The following is a 21,195-nucleotide window of genomic DNA, read 5'->3' on the forward strand; positions in this document are numbered from 1 at the left end:
CGTGAATCATATCAGCCCCACAGGCTCAATCAGTTAATGGGTCCTGACCATAGCCTATCGGATGATTTCGCAGTTTTTTGGGCCAGTCACAGGTGTCAAAGTGAATGAAAATAAGGGCGCGTTATCCTTATCCAATCCCCTTTCATTTGAATTTGTTTCGAATGGCTTGCTGACGTGTAACAATATTGAAGCCGGTGATTTTCTAACAGGTATCGACTTGATCGCACCTGATTGGGGGTCCTTTCGCGACGCCCTTGATGATCGCTTTTCGGACCTTCCAAGAACGGTGACCACTCGAACCGCGCAAATCTCACACGTGTTTCTGCCCCGATCCCTCGCTGACCCGATGGAACTAGAAATAGAACAGCACTCATCAGGGGCGTCCGTTTTCATCCGTCAACGCGTGAGCGACCTTGATATTGACGGGATTGCCCTGCACGATGTCCTTTCAGCCTTGCCAAAGCTTGAACTGATTAAATCAGTTAGCGACCGCGCGCCCTTTCCAGTTTGGCAAACACTTGCAGACGGATCCGTGGGCTGGTCAAACGCGCGGTACAAAACACTGGATGCACAGGTTTCACGTGATGATGATGCGGTGTTATTCAATTTCACACCTACGACAGAAGCAACTGACAAGCCTACGCGCGTGACGGTGAAGGATGACGCCCATAATCGCGCCTATTGGTTTGATGTAACCAGCCAAGAATTTGATCAAGGCTACATGAATTTTACGGTCGATATGCACGCCGGAATCAGCGCGGAATCAGCCCAGCGCAATTTCGTTCAAACTTTGGCCAAAACCTTTGCCCACCTTGCAACAGGGCTCGCTATTTTTGATCGTAATCGGCAATTGGTCCTCTTTAACCCATCCCTTTTTGATATCACCGAACTGACACCGGAATTTCTGACGGCTCGGCCAAACCTTTTCTCCTTTTTGATCAATTGCGTGACAATCAGATCATGCCAGAGCCCAAGAATTATTCAAACTGGCGCAAACGCATCGCCGATGTAATATCCGCGGCAAGCGAGGATAATTTCAACGAAACACGGCATCTTCCAAACGGCCTGACGTATCGCGTTACGGGTAGACCCCATCCTGACGGCGCAATCGCTTTCCTTTTTGAAGACATCAGTGCCGAAATTTCCCTGACGCGCAGGTTTCGCAGTGAAGCAGAAGTCACGCGGTCTGCCTTGGATTCGATGGATCACGCTATCGCCATCTTCGATCCCGCAGGCTTTGTCCAACAGTGCAATGCGGCTATGGAACACTTTGTTGACGAAAGTGCAGAAAGCAATCTTGAGACCATGTCCGTGCGCGACATCACGCGTCTTTGGCAAAAGACATGCAAGCCAAGCCCTGCTTGGGGTGAAATTCGCGATTTCGTGGCCGGCCATTCAGAACGTGAGGTATGGACCACCGTCCTGCAGCGCAAGAATGGAGAAACGTTTGATCTTCAGGTTTCGCCCTTGGTTTCTGGTGCCAGTCTTGTCACCTTAACACCAAAACCAGTTGTGCTTTTTTCAGCCAACCCAGCAATGTTGGTCAACGCAAACGGCAAGCAAAGCCCGACAGTCGCAGTCTAGTCGCAATTCGCAGTTTCGTATCGTGCGAAAGCACCGTAACTTGCGGTCATGTCCATCACCTTGCCCAATCTTTTACTAGACACACCAAGTGCAACGACCGAAATCGCATCGCGTATCGGCGCATGTCTGATTGCAGGCGACACGCTCTTGTTGCACGGGGATATTGGCGCCGGGAAAAGCTATTTCGCGCGTGCGCTCATTCAATCCCTGCAAGATCGCCCCGAAGATGTGCCATCGCCAACCTTCACCTTAGTGCAAACCTATGAAACGCAATTGGGCGAGGTTTGGCACGCTGATCTTTACAGATTAAGTGATCCAGGTGAGGCCGAAGAGTTGGGCCTAACCGACGCCTTTAGCAGCGCGATTTGTCTGATCGAATGGCCAGACCGATTGGCAAGTCTGGCCCCCAAAGGCGCGCTCTCGCTACATTTTCAATACACTGACAACAACACGCAACGTGACCTTTCCTTCATGGGTGGTTCAGATACGTTGTGTACGCGCATATCAAGGGCCTTAGCATGACCGATAGAAACGACGTAATCACCAAATTCCTTGCGAACACACCTTGGGCCGATGCACCACGCACGCCACTGGCGGGTGATGCCTCAATGCGCAAATACCAACGTCTCGACGCGAACAAGGCTGGTCAGATTGCAGTCCTCATGGATGCTGACCCAAACCTTGGAAATGATGTCAGGCCCTTTCTAAAAATCACCAAGTATCTGCGTAGTATTGGTCTTAGTGCGCCTGAAATTTACCACTCCGATATCGCAAATGGTTTACTTATTATCGAGGATCTTGGAGATGCGCTCTACGCTCGCGTTGTTCTGGAGGCTCCCGAGCAAGAGATCCCCCTCTACCAAGCCGCAACAGATACCTTGTTTCAGCTTCACAAATCGCCACCTCCCACGCTTGATCCGTATGATGCAAATTTGATGACACAAATGGCAGGTCTTGCTTTTAATTGGTATCAATTGGGTGCATCAGACGGTGTGGATACTGCCGCCAAAAACGCGTTCAAAAATAAGTTTATGTCATTATTAGACACTGAAATTGACCCACCCAGCGTTCTGATCCAACGAGATTACCACGCTGAAAATCTACTGTGGCTTCCAAGCCGTGCCAACAATGCACGCGTCGGTTTGTTGGACTATCAGGACGCGCTTCTGGGCCATCCCGCCTATGATCTCGTTTCGCTTCTCAAAGATGCGCGCAGGGACGTGCCGCAAGACATCGAAGAAATGATGATCCTGCGCTATGTTCAAATATCAGGGACAAATGACGCGAATTTTCGAAACGCCTACCATCTTCTTGGACTACAAAGAAACCTGCGCATCCTCGGTGTATTTGCGCGCCTGTCCATGCATTTTGGCAAGCCGTCCTACATCGACCTAATTTCCCGTGTTTGGGATCACATCCAGCGAGATCTTAAGCAACCGATCAATGCGCCCCTTGCTGCAATTTTGAATGAAGCGCTGCCCATTCCAACCCTCGACATTCTTCAAAGGCTTAAAGACAAATGCGCGACAGTCCCAACGCTGTAATGCTCTTCGCGGCCGGCTTCGGTACGCGCATGGGTACACTCACAAAAGACCGCCCTAAGCCGCTGGTTAACGTCGCAGGTCGCGCCTTGCTGGATCATGCGCTGGAGCAAGTTGACGGCATACAGCCAGATAGCATTGTTGTGAATTGCCACTATTTCCCTGATCAAATCAAAACACACCTCAAGGATCGCGCAGACATTACCCTAATCCATGAAGACCAAGAGATTTTGGAAACAGGTGGCGGACTTAAAAACGCATTACCAGCGTTGGGGAGTGGGTCAGTTTTCACGATGAACACAGATGCGGCTTGGCTTGGGCCCAACCCCCTACAGGCACTTTTGGCTGCTTGGGAGCCTGAAAAAATGGATGCGCTGTTGCTCTGCGTTCCCTTGCAACATGCTGTTGGGCATAAAGGGTCAGGCGATTTCATTCTTGGCAGTGAAGATCGGATCACCTACGGCGCAGGTGACATCTACACAGGTCTGCAAATCATCCGAACGGATCGCCTTTCTGAAATTTCTGACGTGTCATTCTCATTGAAACTGCTTTGGGCGAAATTGCTCGTCGAACAGCGTATGTTCGGTCTGTGCTACACTGGAAAGTGGTGTGATGTTGGAACGCCCGAAGGCATCACGTTAGCTGAAAACATGCTGGACCAAACCGATGTTTGAACCACAATCCACACCCCGCATATTCGCACTCGGACTTGGCGTAGATTTTCCCCAAGTCTTGGTGGAGGGCGTGATCGAACGCATGAAAGACCAGCCGCCCGAAGCAATGGCGCGCGTTCAATTAATCGTAAACACCGCACGGATGCGTCGGCGCGTGACCTCGCTTTTCATTGGTGGTGGTGCGCGACTTTTACCCCAGATCACATTGCTTGGTGACATCGGGAAGCACCCGAAATTTCACACAATCCCACAAGCGGTCTCCCCCTTGTCGCGCCGTATCGAATTAATCTCGCTCGTGGATGCGCTTTTGCAGCAGAACCCAACGCTCGCAGCGCGCAGTTCTTTATTTGATCTTGCAGATTCACTCGCTGGGTTGATGGACGAAATGCAGGGTGAAGGCGTATCGCTTGAAGATATTTCGAACCTTGAGGTTTCTGATAAATCAGGACACTGGGCGCGCACGAAAGAGTTCATCAGCATCGTCGGAAAATTCCTCGACATCTCGCAAGAGCAACCCGATACGCAAGCCCGCGCGCGCGCTGTTGTCCTCGCTCAGATCGCCGATTGGCAGGAAAACCCACCAGACCACCCTATCATTTTGGCCGGCTCTACGGGATCACGTGGCACGACTGCGCTGCTTATGAATGCCCTCACCAAGCTACCACAAGGAGCGGTCATTTTGCCTGGTTTCGACACTGATACGCCCTCCGAAGTTTGGGAGGAATTGATTGTTGAGCACCCTTCTAGAATGGATCCCCAAGATCATCCGCAATACAGGTTCGCCAAGCTTCTCAAAGACCTCGAACTTCACCCCGAGCGCGTTCCGCCTTGGATACAAGCACCCCCAACAGACGGCCCACGCAACAAGGTTGTTTCACTTGCGCTGCGCCCCGTTCCTGTCACCGATGGGTGGCTGCGCGATGGTCCGGACTTGGGTAATTTACCCAGCGCTATGCAGAACGTAACGCTATTGGAACCACAAACGTCGCGCGAAGAAGCGCTTGTGATCGCGATGCGTCTTCGCCTTGCCGCTGAGCAGGGAAAAACCGCTGCCCTTATCACGCCGGATCGTATGTTAACCCGCCAAGTCACCGCTGCATTGGATCGCTGGGATATCAAACCCGATGATAGTGCGGGCATACCTTTACAGCTTTCACCACCCGGGCGCTTTTTGCGTCACGTACTGGACCTATTCACGCGATCACTTGATGCCGAAGCGTTGCTGACACTTCTAAAACACCCGCTCACCCATTCGGAATCAGATCGCGGCATCCATCTGCTTTTGACTCGTGAACTTGAACTCTCTATTCGCAAATACGGTCCTGCGTTTCCTGATGCAGAAAGCCTTCAAAAATGGGCGGATAAGAACAAGCTTGAAGGTGCCGCTGAATGGGCCAACTGGGTCGCCGAAACATTCTGTGGACATCAAATTGAAGGCCCCCAAAATGCTGTTGAGTTGGCCGAACGCCATATTGACTTGGCTGAACGGATTTCTCTTGGTCAATCTAGCGAAGGTGTCGGAGAGCTGTGGAAGGAAGCTGCTGGTCGCGAAGCGCTTTCACAATGGATGATGCTGCATCCGTTCCTGGATGCTTTGCCCGATCTAAGCGCACGTGATTATGCAGACTTATTCGGTGGCATTCTTTCGAAAGGCGAAGTGCGCAATCCTGACACAGATCATCCAAATGTTCTGATTTGGGGCACCTTGGAAGCGCGGGTTCAAGGGGCCGACCTGCTTATTCTTGCGGGGCTGAATGAGGGAAGTTGGCCCGAGGTACCCAGTCCAGATCCTTGGTTAAACCGTTTTATGCGCGCCGATTCGGGGCTGCTCTTACCTGAACGCCGCGTTGGTCTGTCCGCGCATGATTTTCAACAAGCAATTGCCGCACCAAAAGTTTGGCTGTCGCGCGCGCAACGCTCTGACGATGCGCAGACTGTGCCCTCAAGATGGCTCAACCGATTAACCAATCTCATGGGTGGTTTACCTGATCAGAACGGCCCTGAAGCAATAGACCAAATGCGCGAACGTGGACAAGCGTGGTTGGATCGGGTGTTGCAATTGGAAACTCCAATTGATGCATCGCCTGCTGTGCGCCCCTCACCGCGCCCACCACTTACAGCGCGACCAAAACAGCTTTCGGTGACCGAAATTAAGACGCTCGTGCGTGACCCTTATGCGATCTACGCCAAACATGTTCTGCGCCTGTCGCCGCTGGATAGTCTTGTCAAAACCGCCGATGCCCGCCTACGCGGAATCGCCGTGCATCAAGTCTTTGAGGACTTCGTGCACGATTGGAAAGCCGACAGCACTCCTGAGGATTTGGTTGCAATAGCGCGGCGTATTTTCGCGGATGACGTTGATTGGCCATCTGCGCGTTTAATGTGGGAAGCCCACATCGCGCGTATTGCTGAGGATTTCGTCACGCAAGAACGCGAACGGCAGCAAAACAACGTGTCCACGCATCTAGAGGTCAAAGGCGAAAGTACCCTTCGCGACCTTGGCTTTACCTTGAGCGTCAAAGCAGACCGCATTGATCTGAATGACCGAAGTGGTGTGCATTTGTATGACTATAAGACGGGTCAAATTCCAACTAAACCACAACAGCTCTCGTTCGATCTTCAGCTATTGCTAGAGGCCGCGATGGCCGAACGCGGTGACTTTGAAGGGCTGAACCCGCGCCATGTTGAAAGCGCCACGTATTTAGGTGTTGGGACGAGTGTTAAGTCTGTGCCAGCCCCCTTGAATGAAAAACCGACAGCGCAAGTGTGGAAGGAATTCCACAAACTGATATCGGATTATCAAGACCCTAAAAAGGGCTTTACGGCCCGTCGTGCAATGGAGAAATCCAAAAGTTTTGGGCGTTACGATCAGCTTTCGCGCTTTGGAGAATGGGACGAAACCAACAGGCCCGATGATGGGGGAGTCACATCATGATCCAACACGATGACGCGACCCGAGCACAGGTAAATGCCGCGCGCCCACATTTTTCTACATGGCTTTCGGCCAACGCGGGCTCTGGCAAAACCCGCGTTCTGACAGACCGCGTTGCGCGCCTTCTTTTGGCGCAAGTCCCCCCCGAACGCATCTTGTGTTTGACCTACACCAAGGCCGCGGCAGCAGAAATGCAGAACCGCCTTTTCAAGCGCCTTGGCAAATGGGCAATGCTGGACAACGAAAAATTACAAGCCGCATTGCAAGAGCTTGGCGAAGAAGGCGCGATTGATATAGAGGCCCTACGCAAAGCCCGAACGCTTTTCGCTGCCGCGATTGAAGCGCCGGGTGGTTTGAAAATTCAAACTATCCATTCGTTTTGTTCAACCATTTTGCGCCGTTTTCCGTTAGAGGCAAATGTCAGCCCACAGTTCGCAGAGATGGAAGAACGCGCGTCTGATCTATTGCGCGAAGAGATCATCGAAGACATGGCCAGCGGCGATGAGGCTGCAATGATCATGGACTTGGCGACGGTTACAGGCGCTTATGATCTGACAGCGCTTAGCGGTGAAATCGTCGGTCAGCGCACAGCGATGATCACACCGCCAACGGACACAGCCATCTACGGTGCCTTCGATCTTGATCCCAACACGACACCCGAAACCATCGCCAGTTCGGTCTTTATGGGTGGTGAAGGGGGCGTTCTTGCTGCGCTCATTCCTGCATTAAATGGATCGAGTGTTAACGATGTTAAGCTCGCGGCAAAGCTCTCGTTAGTAACCACCCTAGACGCAAAATCTTTATCAGCGCTCGAGGGGGCATTCCTGACAGCAGACGGACGTTCCAAAGCTGGGAAAATCCCTGCCAAGAAAGCACAAAAAGACTTCATCGCGCATCAATCTGCGTTGGACGCTTGGATCGAACGTATCGAGGCCGCACGTGCGTCTCGCCTGAAGCTTGCAGCCGTTCAAAAGACCCTTCACCTGAACCGTTTCGCAGCAGCGTTTCTAAAGCGGTACGAGGCGCGCAAACAAGCACATGGCTGGCTGGATTTCGACGATCTCATTCTAAAAACGCGCGACTTGCTGGCAAATTCGGAAATGGCGCAATGGGTGCTGTATAAGCTCGACGGCGGCATTGATCACATCCTCGTTGACGAAGCGCAAGACACGAGCCCAGCACAATGGGACGTGATTGAACGCCTTACCTCCGAAATTATTGCCGGCGAGGGTGCGCGCGGTGAAGTGCCGCGTGCGATCTTTGTAGTGGGTGACAAAAAGCAGTCGATCTATTCGTTTCAGGGTGCAGATCCGCGCGAATTTGATCGGATGCACGGCGAATTTGACGAACGTTTGCACCCCACGAATTCACCACTTGTTCCTGCTGAATTGCTCTATTCTTTCCGCTCTGCTAGCTGCATTCTTGAACTGGTCGACCAAACGTTTGAAGGCCATGCAGCAGCGGGCTTTGACAGCTCGATCCACCTTGCCTTTGACGGCGGCCCCCCCGGTCGCATTGATATTTGGCCCGCCATTCCCAAGGCGGAAAAAGCAGACAATGACGCCGATTGGTCAGACACCGTCGACAAGCTTGGCGAGAATGATGAAATCGTTCTGATGGCGCGTCGCATTGCTGGTGAAATCAAGCGGATGACGGGACGAGATGGTGGAAAACCCGAACCAATCTACGACCAAAAACTGAAAGCGTTTCGCCCCGTTCGTGCGGGCGACATTCTAATCCTTGTTCAGCGTCGATCTGATCTGTTCGAAGAGATCATCCGCGAATGTAAGGTTGCAGAACTGCCCATCGCGGGTGCGGATCGCTTAAAGGTTGGCGCAGAAATGGCCGTGCGCGATTTGCAGGCTTTGCTTAGTTTTCTCGCAACGCCAGAAGATGACTATGCATTGGCCGTCGTCTTGAAATCCCCCTTGTTTGGGTGGAGCGAAAAGCAGCTTTTCGATGTGGCCAATGATCGTGGATCACGCTTCTTGTGGCAGGAACTACGTGGGCAAAAAGGTCAGCATCCCGACGTGCTTCGGGTACTCGAAGACCTGCGTAGCCAAGCCGATTTCTTGCGCCCCTACGATCTGATCGAACGTGTCCTAACCCGCCACAATGGCCGCAAACATTTCATCGGTCGCCTTGGGCGCGAAGCGGAAGACGGCATCGACGCGCTGCTTGCCCAAGCCCTGTCATTTGAGCGTAGCCGCATTCCATCGCTGACGGGTTTCCTGACATGGATGGAAAAAGATGACCTGACGATCAAGCGCCAACTTAGCCAAGATCGCGACGAAATTCGCGTGATGACGGTGCACGGATCTAAGGGGCTTGAGGCGCCCATCGTGATCATGCCCGAAACCCAAAAACGCCAAAGCCCCAAGGGTGGTTCGCTGATCAAGATTGATGACCTTGTTGCATGGAGCGTGCGCAAAGAGGATGCGCCCCAAGCGGTTCATGACGCCAAAGCCCAGCGCGAGGAGCGTCAGGCCGAGGAGCGGATGCGCTTGCTTTATGTCGCGATGACGCGTGCTGAAAAATGGCTAATCCTTGGCGCTGCTGGCGGCGTCGGCAAAACCGCTGAGGAGAGCTGGTACGGTATGGTCAACGCCGCTGCGCGCACGCGGCCGCATGTGGATCATGATTTCGGGTTTGGCACGGGCTTGCGAATCGAACCCGTTCCGTGGGGCGATGTTAACACCCAGCCAGCACGTGCGGCAGTAACGCCAATTCAGAACCTGGAACCCTTTTTTCTGAATCCCGCCCCACAGGTTATCGCGACGCCAGACACCCTCAGCCCCTCTAACCTTGGCGGTGCAAAGGCGCTTCCCAGTGAACAGGGTCTTGATGAAGACGCTGCAAAACTGCGGGGAACGCGCATTCATCTTTTGCTCGAACACTTCTCTGAAACGCCACCAGACAGCTGGCAGAACATTGCAAACGCGTTGCTTGGCGATATCACCGATCTTTCAGACCTCATCGTTGAGGCAAAACGCGTTGTTATGAACCCTGACCTTCGTTTCTTGTTCGCCAAGGGGTCGCTTTCAGAGGTGCCAATCACCGCAATTCTACCTGAATTCGAGAACACTCCACTGCACGGCATCGTGGATCGCCTTATTGTGAACAAGACTGACGTATGGGTCGTCGATTTTAAAACCAATATTGCTGTGCCGCAATACATGGGCAAATGCCCCGAAGGATTACTACGCCAAATGGGTGCCTATCATGCTGCTTTGACGCAGATTTATCCCGAAAAGCGCATTCGCCCAGCCATTGTTTGGACACGGGATGCCTCCCTTATGGAACTCTCGATTGATCATATGAAAGATGCGCTGCACAGGGCCAGTGAATCTATGCAGCTTGACGGCGTCACCCCCAATACCTAGTTTGAGCATCAAGAATTCCCGCGATATTCCCTAGGAGATACCCCATGGCTACCGTTGCTGTTACAGACGCCACATTCGAAGCTGAAGTAAAAAATTCCACTGTCCCTGTTGTTGTAGACTTCTGGGCCGAATGGTGCGGACCTTGCAAACAGATCGGTCCATCTTTGGAAGCGCTGTCCGCCGAATACGGCGACAAGGTTAAAATCGTTAAGGTTGACGTTGATACAAACCCGAATTCTGCTGCCGCTATGGGCGTGCGTGGAATTCCTGCGTTGTTCATCATCAAAGACGGCGAGGTTGTTTCCAACCGCGCAGGTGCCGCTCCAAAAGCAGCACTGCAAAGCTGGATCGACGACGCGATTTAAGTCGTCTAGTTTCGGACCAATCAGGGGGCGTGCCAATGGTGCGCCCTTTTGCTTTTTTGGCGCGCTTTCTTGCACCACACTGCGACCCTCGCCATATAGAGCAGACAGAACAAGGAGAGACCCATGAGCAGCAACGAATTTCCCGGCTGGCACGGAACCACGATTATCGGCGTTCGCAAGGGTGGCGAAGTAGTGATTGCGGGTGATGGACAGGTCTCACTTGGACCAACGGTGATCAAGGGCACTGCCAAAAAGGTGCGTCGCTTGTCCCCCGGTGGATATGATGTTGTTGCAGGTTTCGCGGGATCTACCGCTGATGCGTTCACATTGCTGGAACGCCTTGAGGCCAAATTGGAGGCGACCCCCGGTCAATTGGCGCGCGCCTCTGTTGAATTGGCCAAAGACTGGCGCACCGATAAGTACTTGCAGAAGCTAGAAGCGATGCTGATTGTTACGGATGGCACAGACCTCTTCGTGATCACCGGGGCTGGCGATGTTCTGGAGCCTGAACATGGCGTCGCTGCGATTGGGTCTGGCGGTAACTTCGCACTCGCCGCTGCACGCGGTTTAATGGAAGGCGACGGAACCCCAGAGGAAATCGCGCGCAAAGCGATGGCGATTGCGTCCGACATTTGCGTCTACACCAACGGCAAACTGACCGTCGAAACCATCAAGGCCACATCATGAGCCTAGATAAAGACGACATTCGCGCCGCTGTCGCAGGCAACATTCTGACAGAACCACAGGCCGCATCCTTGATGGCGCTTGCTGATAGTCGTCGTGGAACACGTGAAAACATGGATGGCCATGATGAACCATTCGAATTGTTCCGTGGCTTCAACGAAGTGTTTATCGTCATTGGTCTTGTTATTCTTTATGCGGGCTGGATGGGTCTGACGGGGATCAACACGTTCCTGTCCGAAAATGCGAATTTGAGCACGCTGATTTATGGTGTCATTTCCGTTGTCGTCACCTATTTTCTCACGCGGTACTTCACATTGAAACGCCGTATGGTTGCGCCGTCGATCATGCTCGTTGTTTTGATGATGCTGAGCGGACTTCAGATTGGTGCAAGTCTCGCTAATCTGTTTGGGTTCGATGGCGCATCTATGGTGGCTTTAGCTGTTAGTCTTTCAACGCTGTTGCTTGCTGCGTTTTATTTCGTGTTTCGTATTCCCGTTACGGTGTTTTTCATCGCACTTGGTGTATTCGTCGGAACCGGCGCGCTTGTTGTGCAAGGTGGTGTGAACACCCCCAGCTTCAACGATTTTTTCATGCTCACGAATAGCGGCCCCTATGCCTATATCACTATCATCTTGGGTTTTATCGGCCTCGCCATTGCACTGTCTTTCGACATGTCTGACCCGCACCGCGTCACGCGTCGTGCATCTTCTGGGTTCTGGCTACACGTGATCGCAGCACCCGCAATTGTGAACACAGTAGCCCTCACGCTTTTTCAAAGCGGTAGCATGGTCAGTCAGTTCATCCTTCTCGCCTTTCTTGCTGCGATGGCCATCTTCGCAATAGTAATTGATCGACGCAGTTTCCTGGTCGCAGGTATTGGTTACATCGTTGCAATCGCGATTGCAGTGCTTGACGGAAATGCAGCGATCGTAATTCTTATCCTCGGCCTTGGGCTCGTCTTTCTGGGTGCAAAATGGGAAGGCTTACGTGCAGGAATCATGGACGCTTTGCCCGCGTTTCGAGGCAAAGATAAACTACCCCCATGGGGTTTGACGGAGACTTCACTATGACCGACCTCACCCCCCGCGAAATCGTATCCGAGCTTGACCGCTTTATCATTGGGCAGAACGACGCCAAACGCGCAGTCGCCGTTGCGTTGCGCAATCGCTGGCGCCGCAAGCAGTTGGCTGATGATCTACGCGATGAAGTGTATCCCAAAAATATCCTGATGATCGGGCCCACGGGTGTCGGCAAGACCGAGATTTCCCGTCGCCTCGCCAAACTGGCACGCGCACCGTTCATTAAGGTGGAGGCGACCAAGTTTACAGAAGTCGGCTACGTGGGTCGCGACGTAGAACAGATCATTCGTGACCTCGTCGACGCAGCCATCGGCGAAACTCGCACCTACATGCGTGAAGACGTCAAATCAAAGGCCAAAGCTGCCGCCGAAGAACGTGTGATTGAAGCCATTGCTGGCGAAGGCGCGCGCGACGCAACGCGTGATATGTTCCGCAAAAAACTGCGTTCGGGTGAATTGGATAACACCATAATCGAACTTGAGGTCGCTGACAGTTCGAACCCAATGTCCGGTTTTGAAATTCCAGGTCAGCCTGGTTCGAACATGGGCATGATGAACATTAGCGATCTTTTCGGCAAAACCATGGGCGGTCGCACGACGCGCAAGAAGCTCACGGTTTTAGAAAGCTATGATGTGCTAATTGGTGAAGAAGCGGATAAACTACTTGATAATGAGGCCGTCACGCGCGCAGCCCTTGAGGCAGTTGAACAAAACGGCATCGTTTTCCTTGATGAGATCGACAAAGTTTGTACCCGTGCCGATGCACGCGGTGGTGATGTGTCCCGCGAAGGCGTGCAACGTGATCTGCTTCCCTTGATTGAAGGCACGACGGTCAGCACAAAACATGGTCCTGTGAAAACAGACCACATCCTGTTCATAGCGTCTGGTGCATTTCACATCGCGAAACCATCTGATCTATTGCCCGAACTACAGGGTCGCCTTCCAATCCGCGTGGAATTGCGCGCACTCACGGAAGACGACTTCGTTCGTATTTTGACAGAAACAGATAACGCGCTGACGCTTCAGTATACTGCGTTGATGCAAACGGAGGAAGTGATCTTATCCTTCACCAACGACGGTATCGCGGCCCTTGCCAAGATCGCAGCAGAGGTCAATCACAGCGTGGAAAACATCGGCGCGCGTCGGCTCTACACTGTTCTAGAACGCGTTTTCGAGGAACTATCCTTCACAGCACCGGATCGTGGTGGCGAAACGATTTCTGTCGATTCCGCTTTTGTAGAGACGCATTTGGGTGAATTGTCCCGCTCAACAGATCTTTCTAGATACGTGTTGTAAAACCAAAAAATGGGCGCGCTTGGCGAATTCCTAAAGGCCAATGCTCGCTGGTTAAGTGCAGGCATTTTATTGACGGGCCTGTCCAGCTTTGGGCAGACCTTTTTCATCGCACTCTTTGCGGCCAACATCCAAGCCGCGTTCGACCTAAGCCACGGCGCATGGGGATTGATGTACACCGTCGGCACAACTGCGTCCGCAATCGTTATGGTTTGGGCAGGACGACAAGCCGACATATTTCGCGTACGCACTTTAGGCGCACTGTCTCTAGCAGCACTCGCACTTGCGTGCCTCGCAATGGCGGTAAACCCATGGATTTGGCTTTTGCCCGTTGTCATTTTCGCACTACGCCTGACGGGCCAAGGCATGACGAGCCACATCGCCGCCGTCGCAATGGCGCGTTGGTTCGTGGCCTCGCGCGGTCGCGCCCTTTCGATTTCAGCGCTTGGATTTTCTGTTGGCCAAGCGCTGTTCCCAATCATCGTCGTTGCATTGATGGCCTTCATGGATTGGCGGATAATCTGGGTGGTTTGTGCGGGCATTGCACTGCTTGGCATTCCCATTTTGTTCAAACTGCTTTCCCAAGAACGCACACCAGCATCCATGGCGAAAAACAGTGAAAGACTCGGCATGGGCGGGCAACATTGGACCCGCCAGAACGTGCTGCGCCATCCCCTTTTCTGGTTAATGATCCCTGCCCTCCTTGGCCCATCCGCCTTCAACACAGCGTTCTTCTTTCACCAAGTCCACTACGCCAGCGTGATCGGCATCACCAACATGCAAATGGTCAGCTATTTCCCGTTCTTCATGATCATCACAGTTGGCGCGACGCTTTTGTCAGGCGCCCTTTTGGACCGTTTCGGAACTGCACGACTATTGCCGTTTCATCAACTTCCGTTGGTGATCGCGTTCGTGATCTACGGCACACATCTCCTTGGACTTGGCTACGGTTTCTTTTTCCTCGCCCTAAGTGCGGGCGCACAGGCCACTCTGATCGCAGCGTTCTGGGCGGAATTCTACGGAACTGCACATCTGGGCGCAATCAAAGCGATGGCAGCCGCCGTCATGGTTCTGGGATCTGCAATTGGACCAGGTATCACGGGCGCGTTGATTGATTTCGGCATCGGAATCGAGGTGCAATATCTTTGGGTCGCTGCATATTTCATGCTGGCCACATTAATGATGTGGCTCGGCATTCAGATGTCTCGCGGATCGTTAACGCGCGCGGCGTAAGTAGACGTAATATGCGCCTGCCCCACCGTGACGAATATGGGATTCTGTGACCTGCAGGATTGCGGACGACACAGGCGACATGGTCAGCCACATAGGAACTTGCCGTTTAAGAGCGCCCATACGTTGGGGCGTGAATGTGCCAGGTTCAGCACGCTTACCGCCCTTGCCCGTAATCACCAAAACCAAGCGTTTGCCAGATGCCTGCGACATTAGAATGAAGGAGATCAACGCGGGATGCGCCTCGGCAACAGTCATTCCATGTAGGTCGATACGGCCTTCTGGTTTGATCTTGCCACGCTGCATCGTTTTGTAGGACTTTGCATCCATCTGCAAAACCGCTGACCGTAGACGATCGCGTAGTTCGGGCAAAACATCATGCACCTCGCGCGTGGATGTCGAAACAGCACCTAACGAGAACGAAGCAATGGGCTTGGGTTCAGCTGATTTCGGTTTCTTCTTAGCTACGATATCCGCGATGGGTTCACGCGCGGGTGGGTTTAAACGTTCCGCCGTGCGCGCCACCTGATTCCACAGATCAAGCTCTTCAGGCTTCAAGCGACGACGTACCATTTTACTGCACGTTCTCTGGCAAATAGGCGTACGCGCGCTGAATCGGCATCAGCACAACCATGCGGCCCGGATCGCGCAAGCGACCAGCTTCGCGACCAGCTTCGTCACCTGTTCCAAAGAAGACGTCAGCGCGTTGTGATCCCTTAATCGCCGATCCTGTATCCTGCGCAATCATCAGACGGCGCAACGACTTTTTGCCGTCCTTTTCGATCCACACAGGCGCACCAAGGGGCGTAAATTTTGAATCAACCGCGACAGAACGCATGGTCGTGATCGACCGGTTCATCGCACCAAGCGGACCCTTGTCGGCAGGCACTTCGCTCACTTCGCGAAAAAACACGTAAGATGGATTGTGATACAAAAGCGCCTTACCGTCTTCCGGATTGCGCCTAACCCAATTTTTAATCACTTGCGCCGACACTTGATGCGCTTCGTAAATCCCACGCCGCACCATTTCTTGACCGATAGAGCGATAATTATGTCTGTTCGACCCAGCAAAGCCAACACGCAGAAAGCTTCCATCGGGTAGCTTTACGCGACCCGACCCTTGGATTTGTAGAAAGAATAACTCAACAGGATCATCGACGTAGCAGATTTCATGGTTAAGACCGTCCATGACGCCATCTTCCAAAATCTCGCGACGTGTGTGCCACTGTGATGCGGTCTTGGCATCTTTTGGCATTCCATAGATCGGATATTTATAACGCGGTGTTTTAACGCGCGAGCCATCAAGCTCGGGTTCAAAATACCCCGTAAACATCGCGTCATTGCCGTCTTCGATCATCAAGGGTCGGAAGAATAATTCAAAGAACGCGCGCGCATTCGTTTGATCGTTCGCGGCCTTGCACAAGTTCTTCCAGTCCGCGGTTTTCATATCGCGGCACGTGTTGCTAAACACGTCTAACGCCGCTTGGTGATCATCTTCGGCCCAACCATCAAGGTCCTTGAAATCGAGAATGCTGTAGACGGTTTCTGCCTGTGCAGGGGCGGTCATTGAAACAGCCCCTGCCAAAAATATTGCCCTAAGGGCACGGATCATTCGCCAGTGGCAACAAGTTGCCAGTTAGGATCGTCAGAACCCATGTGACGCGCGAAGGTCCAAATGTCTTTCTGACGCTTCACTTTTTTCTCATCACCCTCGACGATTTCGCCAGAGTTATCGCGCACAACGGATGTCATTTCACCAACGAAACGAACTGTGACTTCACCGATGCCTGTCGCATCATCGAATGTGGCATCTGCCAAAGACATTTCGCGGATACCAATGAACTTGGCTTCAATCGTTAGGCCCTGCTTTTCGCGGGACTCAACCACTTCTGCAAAGCTTTCGTACACATCATCATCAAGAAACGGTTTAATGTCAGCCATTTCGCCGCGCTCGAAACCCAACAGGATCATTTCGTATGCGCCACGTGCGCCGCCAAGAAAATCGGACACGCCGAACGACGGCTCTGCCGATTTCATTTTGGCCAAAGCTTCGGCGGCTTCAGGCATATTCTCAGTGTGATCCGCGATGTCCGGATCAGGACCACCTTCAATCACTTCAAACTCGGGGCGTTTGCGTGTGGGCGCTATGGTTGGTGGCTTTTCAAAGCCATCCCGTGTGCCAAGAACATTTTTTAGGCGCAAAATTAGAAAAACCGCGATGCCGGCTAGTACTAAAAGCTGGATAATGGGCGAATTCATGTAAGTGTCGTCCTTCTGGGCATAGCAACAGTTATACTGAGGACTTATGTACGCAAGGGCGGCGGTCAAGTCCACTACACCGCCAAGTGACAGGAGAAGCAGAAAGATGTGGTTATTTTTAGCCTTTTTATCGGTCCCATTGATTGAAATTGCGTTGTTTATCCAAATTGGTGGGGCAATTGGCCTCTGGTCTACTTTGGGAATCGTCATTTTGACGGCTGTGGTCGGTACGTTTTTGGTGAAAACCCAAGGCGCACTTGCGATGAACAACCTGCGACAGTCCTTCGGAACGCTGTCTGATCCTTCAGAGCCGCTTGCCCACGGGGCTATGATCCTCGTATCTGGCGCGCTTTTGCTGACACCGGGGTTTTTCACAGACACTGTTGGATTTGCTTTGCTTGTCCCCGCGGTTCGCTCTGCGGTGTTTCGCTATCTGAAGTCGCGCATCAAAGTGAAAAGCTTTGATATGGGTGGCGCACAACAACGTCCCCAGCAACACCCAAGAGATCCAAACGTTATCGACGGTGAATTTGAAGAAGTGCCGCGTGATCCGAATGCACCCCCTTCTGGATGGACCAAGCATTGAGGCCCGCGCATCTTACTGCTAAGCACTGCGCCAACTGACATTTTACCGGAGAATTCCCATGGCTGAAAACGAAACAGCGGCTGCTGCACCAGAAGCACCCCAAGTTAAAATGAACATCCTCGCGCAATTCATTCGCGACATGTCTTTTGAAAACATTCTTGCCCAAAAAGGCATTCAGGGCGAAGTGAATCCGGACGTAAACGTTCAGGTGAATTTGGACGCGAAAAAACGCGCAGCCGAGCACCAGTATGATGTCATCACCAAGATCGAAATTAACTCAAAGGTGAAAGACACTGGCCAGCAACTATTTTTGCTGGAACTTGAGTACGCAGGTGTTTTCCACATTGAAGGCGTGCCAGACGATCAGATGCACCCGTTCCTTTTGATCGAGTGCCCGCGCATGACGTTCCCATTCGTACGTCGCATCGTTTCCGACGTGACACGTGACGGTGGCTTCCCGCCGTTGAACCTAGAGACTATTGACTTTGTAGCGCTGTATCGCAATGAAATCGCGCGTCGTCAGGCCGAAGCTACTGCGCAAGCCCAACCGAATTAATCAAATTTCCGCCAAAGCGCATCATCGCCTAGTTTTTCAACGAAAGCAGCATGCGCTTTGGCTTCCACTTCGCTCACTCTATCGGGCAAAGGGGTCGGGCGTTTAGATGCGCGCCATGTTTCTTCAGCGTTTCCGCTGTTTCCCCCACCAGAGTTTGCAAGAACCAGACCTGGTTGGCGACCCCCCAGTAATTCCAAATACACTTCGGCCAAGATTTCAGAGTCAAGCAAAGCACCGTGCAGCGTCCGGTTCGAGTTGTCGATGTGAAACCGTCGGCAAAGCGCATCCAACGACGCTGGTGAGCCTGGGAATTTCTTACGCGCAATCGCGAGGGTGTCTAATGCTTGCTCCCATGGAAGCTGTGGAAGGTTCAGCCAGCCCAGTTCAGCATTCAGAAATTTCATATCAAAGGCTGCGTTGTGGATCACCATCTTATCATCTTTGACGAAATCCAGAAATTCCTGTGCGATCTGTTTGAACACAGGTTTGTCGCGTAGAAAGTCATCGCCCAACCCGTGCACTTCGAATGCGTCATTCGGCATCGCGCGTTCAGGGTTGATGTATTGATGATACGTCACGCCCGTAGGCATTTGGTTGATCAACTCCACCGCACCAATTTCAACGATGCGATCACCACTTTGGGGATCAAAACCTGTCGTTTCCGTATCCAGAACCAATTCACGCATGGGTCAACCTCCCTTTGATGTCCGCAAGGATCGCCGCGACCTGAGCCCGTGCATGATCCAGAGTATCGGTTTCGATCACATAATCACTAAGCGCGCGTTTTTCTTCAATGGGCATTTGGCGCGAGAGGATCATCGCAAAATCATCCTCAGACATTGTTCCACGTGACAGAACGCGTTCTTTTTGCGTTTCTGCGTTGGTCCAAACGCAAGCAACTGCATCCATGCCAACGTTGCCACCCGTTTCGAATAGCAAAGGTGTGTCGAAAACGAGGATTTCAGACGCAGCATCCGCTTTGAACGCGTCACGGCTAGCGCCGACCAACGGATGCACGATCGCCTCAATCTTTGAAAGCAACGAAGCATCGGCGCGGATTGCGTTGCGCAGAACAGTTCGATCCAAGACATTGTCTTGCAAGGCATCTGGAACTAGTACCGCAATCGGCGCAATCGCAAGACCGTTTGGCGCATAAAGCTGATGGACAGCGGCGTCCGCATCCCAGACAGCACAGCCCGCATCAGCGAACATTTGAGCAGTTGTAGATTTTCCCATGCCAATAGATCCGGTTATGCCCAAAAGAAAACTCATCGCAAAACAGCCGCGCGCAGTTCGTCATCGACTTCTGGGCGGACCCCGAACCAGCGTTCGAACGCGGGGACTGCTTGGTGCAGCAGCATGCCTAAACCATCAACGGGGGTCGCGCCCGCATCTGTGGCCGCGCGCAAGAGTTTGGTTTGCAAAGGCGTATAAATCAAATCGCTGACCAACATCCCGGGGGCAAGCGCGTCAAGCGGAACGCGCATCTCCTGTTTGCCGACCATCCCAAGCGAGGTGGTGTTCACAATAGTCTTCACACCTTCCATCGCGTTGCCAACCTGAGCCCAATCAACAATCGTGATCTTGTCGCCAAAATCGGCCTTTAGCATTTCCGCACGCTCGCGGGTTCTATTGCTCAGAAAAATCTCTGGCACGCCAATATCAAGAAGGGATGCAAGAACCGCGCGCGCAGCACCGCCAGCACCCAGCACAAGAGCTGGGCCCAACGTCGGGTTCCATTTCGGTGCCGATTGCAACAAATTCTGCATAAAGCCGTAGCCGTCAGTGTTATCCGCATGAATTTGACCGTCCTTACGAAAAATCAACGTGTTTGCCGCGCCAATCAGCTTGGCACGATCTGTCACGATGTCCGCAAGCTCATGTGCAGCGTGCTTGTGCGGGAGGGTCACGTTTGCCCCAACGAACCCAAGCGATGGCAAAGTACGCACCAAACGTTCAAAATTATCGACCTTGATATCCAACGGCACATAGTGCCCTTTGATCGCGTACTTACGCAGCCAATGGGCATGAAGCTGTGGGGATCGAGAATGTGCGATCGGGTGGCCAATTACGCCTGCCAATGGAATTTTAGTATCACTCATAGCTGTAGTTCCCCTTTGAGAGTGAGATAGTTCACCAGTTCAATCAGGGGAAGTCCGAGAACGGTGAAATGATTGCCTCCAACTTGCGCAAACAGACGCACGCCTTCGGCTTCTAATTTGTAGCACCCAACACAGTGGCGTACGTCATCCCAATTGCGCGCTAGATAATCGTCTAAAAAGTCGTCTGAAAACACGCGCATCGTCAGACGCGCAATTCCAACATGACGCCAGATGGGTTTACCGTCTTCATACAGAACCGCCGCTGATAAAAGGGAATGACGTTTACCACGTAGTTCTGTCAGTTGTTCTTTTGCCTCTTCGACCGTGCGTGCCTTGGAATACAGCACACCTTTAAGGTCGAGAACCTGATCACAGCCCAGAACTAGACGACTGGGGTGTTTTTCACTGACACGACGCGCTTTCATTTCTGCCAAAGCATCCGCAATATCGCGGGGTGGTGCGTCCTCTGCCAGCATCGCATCGCGCATCATCTCTTCGTCAACGCGCGGCTTCACAACCTCGATTTGAACGCCAGCATTTTCGAGCAGTTCGCGACGGGTTTCAGACCCAGATGCCAGAATAAGAGGCGCGCGCATGTGGATAACTCCGTGGATCAAGGTAAGGACTTCTTAAGGAGTATTACTGGGCAACTCAGTGAGATTTTGCAAGTTGGGGAATGTCACACCGTCCCACAGTTTTACGCTCCGATTCCTCCTGTGTGGATGAGGATAAGTTTTGGAGCGGTTTTTGGAGATCTGAAGAAGGTTGTGCAGATCTATATGTCAATCAATACATATCCTAATACAACTAAATATATGAAAAAAAACAATAAAATATGGTAATCCACAGCTGGGGATATATCGAATGAAACTCTTAATCATGAGGGTAGATATGTGGATATCAGAATAATCCACAGAAATCGGCTTAC

Annotated in this window: 21 protein-coding genes; 14 read left to right on the top strand and 7 right to left on the bottom strand. The window is 52.4% G+C overall.

The window, feature by feature from the left end; translation table 11 throughout:
* Positions 1–100: 100 nt before the first annotated feature.
* The 12 genes from QZ279_RS10055 to QZ279_RS10110 all read left to right on the top strand — a co-directional run bounded on the left by QZ279_RS10055 (position 101) and on the right by QZ279_RS10110 (position 14,767).
* Positions 101–1,012, top strand: coding sequence for a hypothetical protein (locus tag QZ279_RS10055; RefSeq protein WP_293450433.1), 912 nt, complete (start codon positions 101–103; stop codon positions 1,010–1,012).
* Positions 961–1,584 carry a hypothetical protein gene (locus tag QZ279_RS10060; protein ID WP_293450435.1) on the top strand — a complete coding sequence of 208 codons (624 nt, stop codon included), beginning with the start codon at positions 961–963 and terminating at the stop codon, positions 1,582–1,584. Before QZ279_RS10055 ends, QZ279_RS10060 begins: the two co-directional genes overlap by 52 nt.
* A 48-nt stretch (positions 1,585–1,632) precedes the next feature.
* Entirely contained in the window at positions 1,633–2,106 is a 474-nt protein-coding gene (gene tsaE / locus QZ279_RS10065) for a tRNA (adenosine(37)-N6)-threonylcarbamoyltransferase complex ATPase subunit type 1 TsaE (RefSeq protein WP_293450437.1), read from the top strand.
* Entirely contained in the window at positions 2,103–3,128 is a 1,026-nt protein-coding gene (locus tag QZ279_RS10070; RefSeq protein WP_293450439.1) for a phosphotransferase, read from the top strand. The genes tsaE and QZ279_RS10070 overlap by 4 nt, the downstream gene beginning before the upstream one ends.
* Positions 3,104–3,799: a nucleotidyltransferase family protein gene (locus QZ279_RS10075; RefSeq protein ID WP_293450441.1), complete on the top strand. Its 696-nt coding sequence runs from the start codon at positions 3,104–3,106 to the stop codon at positions 3,797–3,799. Before QZ279_RS10070 ends, QZ279_RS10075 begins: the two co-directional genes overlap by 25 nt.
* Positions 3,792–6,734 (top strand): double-strand break repair protein AddB, encoded by a 2,943-nt coding sequence (addB, locus tag QZ279_RS10080; protein ID WP_293450443.1) that lies wholly within the window; start codon positions 3,792–3,794, stop codon positions 6,732–6,734. Before QZ279_RS10075 ends, addB begins: the two co-directional genes overlap by 8 nt.
* The gene (addA, locus tag QZ279_RS10085; protein ID WP_293450445.1) at positions 6,731–10,114 is read left to right on the top strand and encodes a double-strand break repair helicase AddA; all 3,384 of its coding nucleotides are present in this window, start codon (positions 6,731–6,733) and stop codon (positions 10,112–10,114) included. Before addB ends, addA begins: the two co-directional genes overlap by 4 nt.
* Before the next feature lie 44 nt (positions 10,115–10,158).
* Positions 10,159–10,479, top strand: coding sequence for a thioredoxin (gene trxA / locus QZ279_RS10090; RefSeq protein ID WP_293450447.1), 321 nt, complete (start codon positions 10,159–10,161; stop codon positions 10,477–10,479).
* A 123-nt stretch (positions 10,480–10,602) separates the two neighbouring features.
* Positions 10,603–11,166, top strand: coding sequence for an ATP-dependent protease subunit HslV (gene hslV / locus QZ279_RS10095; RefSeq protein ID WP_293450449.1), 564 nt, complete (start codon positions 10,603–10,605; stop codon positions 11,164–11,166).
* Complete coding sequence (locus tag QZ279_RS10100) at positions 11,163–12,233, top strand: hypothetical protein (RefSeq protein ID WP_293450451.1); 1,071 nt, start codon at positions 11,163–11,165, stop codon at positions 12,231–12,233. Before hslV ends, QZ279_RS10100 begins: the two co-directional genes overlap by 4 nt.
* A complete protein-coding gene (gene hslU / locus QZ279_RS10105) occupies positions 12,230–13,537 on the top strand; it encodes an ATP-dependent protease ATPase subunit HslU (protein ID WP_293450453.1) in 1,308 nt (435 codons plus the stop codon). The genes QZ279_RS10100 and hslU overlap by 4 nt, the downstream gene beginning before the upstream one ends.
* Positions 13,538–13,546: 9 nt before the next feature.
* Entirely contained in the window at positions 13,547–14,767 is a 1,221-nt protein-coding gene (locus QZ279_RS10110) for an MFS transporter (RefSeq protein ID WP_293450455.1), read from the top strand.
* Here QZ279_RS10110 and QZ279_RS10115 read toward each other — a convergent pair.
* Genes QZ279_RS10115 through QZ279_RS10125 form a run of 3 tightly spaced genes read right to left on the bottom strand, consistent with a single transcriptional unit; the run spans position 14,750 to position 17,023 of the window.
* On the bottom strand, positions 14,750–15,337 hold the full coding sequence (locus QZ279_RS10115) for a Smr/MutS family protein (RefSeq protein WP_293450457.1): 588 nt from the start codon (positions 15,335–15,337) through the stop codon (positions 14,750–14,752). The genes QZ279_RS10110 and QZ279_RS10115 overlap by 18 nt on opposite strands.
* Before the next feature lies 1 nt (position 15,338).
* The gene (locus QZ279_RS10120; RefSeq protein WP_293450459.1) at positions 15,339–16,376 is read right to left on the bottom strand and encodes a murein transglycosylase A; all 1,038 of its coding nucleotides are present in this window, start codon (positions 16,374–16,376) and stop codon (positions 15,339–15,341) included.
* Complete coding sequence (locus QZ279_RS10125) at positions 16,373–17,023, bottom strand: Tim44/TimA family putative adaptor protein (protein WP_293450461.1); 651 nt, start codon at positions 17,021–17,023, stop codon at positions 16,373–16,375. The genes QZ279_RS10120 and QZ279_RS10125 overlap by 4 nt, the downstream gene beginning before the upstream one ends.
* A 106-nt stretch (positions 17,024–17,129) precedes the next feature.
* Between QZ279_RS10125 and QZ279_RS10130 the strand changes: the two genes are divergently transcribed.
* Together QZ279_RS10130 and secB are read left to right on the top strand one after the other, a co-directional pair.
* Positions 17,130–17,609, top strand: coding sequence for an FxsA family protein (locus tag QZ279_RS10130; protein WP_293450463.1), 480 nt, complete (start codon positions 17,130–17,132; stop codon positions 17,607–17,609).
* Between the two features lie 58 nt (positions 17,610–17,667).
* On the top strand, positions 17,668–18,165 hold the full coding sequence (secB, locus tag QZ279_RS10135; RefSeq protein WP_293450465.1) for a protein-export chaperone SecB: 498 nt from the start codon (positions 17,668–17,670) through the stop codon (positions 18,163–18,165).
* On the opposite strand, the gene dnaQ is transcribed toward secB, so the two are convergent.
* From dnaQ to QZ279_RS10155, 4 genes are read right to left on the bottom strand one after another with little or no spacing between them, the layout of a single operon-like run.
* On the bottom strand, positions 18,162–18,851 hold the full coding sequence (dnaQ, locus tag QZ279_RS10140; RefSeq protein ID WP_293450467.1) for a DNA polymerase III subunit epsilon: 690 nt from the start codon (positions 18,849–18,851) through the stop codon (positions 18,162–18,164). The two genes, secB and dnaQ, sit on opposite strands and share 4 nt — an antisense overlap.
* Positions 18,844–19,437 carry a dephospho-CoA kinase gene (coaE, locus tag QZ279_RS10145; RefSeq protein ID WP_293450469.1) on the bottom strand — a complete coding sequence of 198 codons (594 nt, stop codon included), beginning with the start codon at positions 19,435–19,437 and terminating at the stop codon, positions 18,844–18,846. The genes dnaQ and coaE overlap by 8 nt, the downstream gene beginning before the upstream one ends.
* A complete protein-coding gene (locus tag QZ279_RS10150; RefSeq protein ID WP_293450471.1) occupies positions 19,434–20,267 on the bottom strand; it encodes a shikimate dehydrogenase in 834 nt (277 codons plus the stop codon). The genes coaE and QZ279_RS10150 overlap by 4 nt, the downstream gene beginning before the upstream one ends.
* Positions 20,264–20,863, bottom strand: coding sequence for a nucleoside triphosphate pyrophosphatase (locus QZ279_RS10155; protein ID WP_293450473.1), 600 nt, complete (start codon positions 20,861–20,863; stop codon positions 20,264–20,266). The genes QZ279_RS10150 and QZ279_RS10155 overlap by 4 nt, the downstream gene beginning before the upstream one ends.
* Positions 20,864–21,195: the final 332 nt, after the last annotated feature.

Source organism: Planktotalea sp., from assembly GCF_018607965.1.
Lineage (GTDB): Bacteria > Pseudomonadota > Alphaproteobacteria > Rhodobacterales > Rhodobacteraceae > Planktotalea.

Excerpts from the sequence above, each read along its gene's own strand:
- QZ279_RS10060 (WP_293450435.1), top strand. The coding sequence starts at position 961 with ATGCCAGAGCCCAAGAATTATTCAAACTGGCGCAAACGCATCGCCGAT.
- tsaE (WP_293450437.1), top strand. The coding sequence starts at position 1,633 with ATGTCCATCACCTTGCCCAATCTTTTACTAGACACACCAAGTGCAACG.
- QZ279_RS10070 (WP_293450439.1), top strand. The coding sequence starts at position 2,103 with ATGACCGATAGAAACGACGTAATCACCAAATTCCTTGCGAACACACCT.
- QZ279_RS10075 (WP_293450441.1), top strand. The coding sequence starts at position 3,104 with ATGCGCGACAGTCCCAACGCTGTAATGCTCTTCGCGGCCGGCTTCGGT.
- addB (WP_293450443.1), top strand. The coding sequence starts at position 3,792 with ATGTTTGAACCACAATCCACACCCCGCATATTCGCACTCGGACTTGGC.
- addA (WP_293450445.1), top strand. The coding sequence starts at position 6,731 with ATGATCCAACACGATGACGCGACCCGAGCACAGGTAAATGCCGCGCGC.
- trxA (WP_293450447.1), top strand. The coding sequence starts at position 10,159 with ATGGCTACCGTTGCTGTTACAGACGCCACATTCGAAGCTGAAGTAAAA.
- hslV (WP_293450449.1), top strand. The coding sequence starts at position 10,603 with ATGAGCAGCAACGAATTTCCCGGCTGGCACGGAACCACGATTATCGGC.
- QZ279_RS10100 (WP_293450451.1), top strand. The coding sequence starts at position 11,163 with ATGAGCCTAGATAAAGACGACATTCGCGCCGCTGTCGCAGGCAACATT.
- hslU (WP_293450453.1), top strand. The coding sequence starts at position 12,230 with ATGACCGACCTCACCCCCCGCGAAATCGTATCCGAGCTTGACCGCTTT.
- QZ279_RS10110 (WP_293450455.1), top strand. The coding sequence starts at position 13,547 with ATGGGCGCGCTTGGCGAATTCCTAAAGGCCAATGCTCGCTGGTTAAGT.
- QZ279_RS10115 (WP_293450457.1), bottom strand. The coding sequence starts at position 15,337 with ATGGTACGTCGTCGCTTGAAGCCTGAAGAGCTTGATCTGTGGAATCAG.
- QZ279_RS10120 (WP_293450459.1), bottom strand. The coding sequence starts at position 16,376 with ATGATCCGTGCCCTTAGGGCAATATTTTTGGCAGGGGCTGTTTCAATG.
- QZ279_RS10125 (WP_293450461.1), bottom strand. The coding sequence starts at position 17,023 with ATGAATTCGCCCATTATCCAGCTTTTAGTACTAGCCGGCATCGCGGTT.
- QZ279_RS10130 (WP_293450463.1), top strand. The coding sequence starts at position 17,130 with ATGTGGTTATTTTTAGCCTTTTTATCGGTCCCATTGATTGAAATTGCG.
- secB (WP_293450465.1), top strand. The coding sequence starts at position 17,668 with ATGGCTGAAAACGAAACAGCGGCTGCTGCACCAGAAGCACCCCAAGTT.
- dnaQ (WP_293450467.1), bottom strand. The coding sequence starts at position 18,851 with ATGCGTGAATTGGTTCTGGATACGGAAACGACAGGTTTTGATCCCCAA.
- coaE (WP_293450469.1), bottom strand. The coding sequence starts at position 19,437 with ATGAGTTTTCTTTTGGGCATAACCGGATCTATTGGCATGGGAAAATCT.
- QZ279_RS10150 (WP_293450471.1), bottom strand. The coding sequence starts at position 20,267 with ATGAGTGATACTAAAATTCCATTGGCAGGCGTAATTGGCCACCCGATC.
- QZ279_RS10155 (WP_293450473.1), bottom strand. The coding sequence starts at position 20,863 with ATGCGCGCGCCTCTTATTCTGGCATCTGGGTCTGAAACCCGTCGCGAA.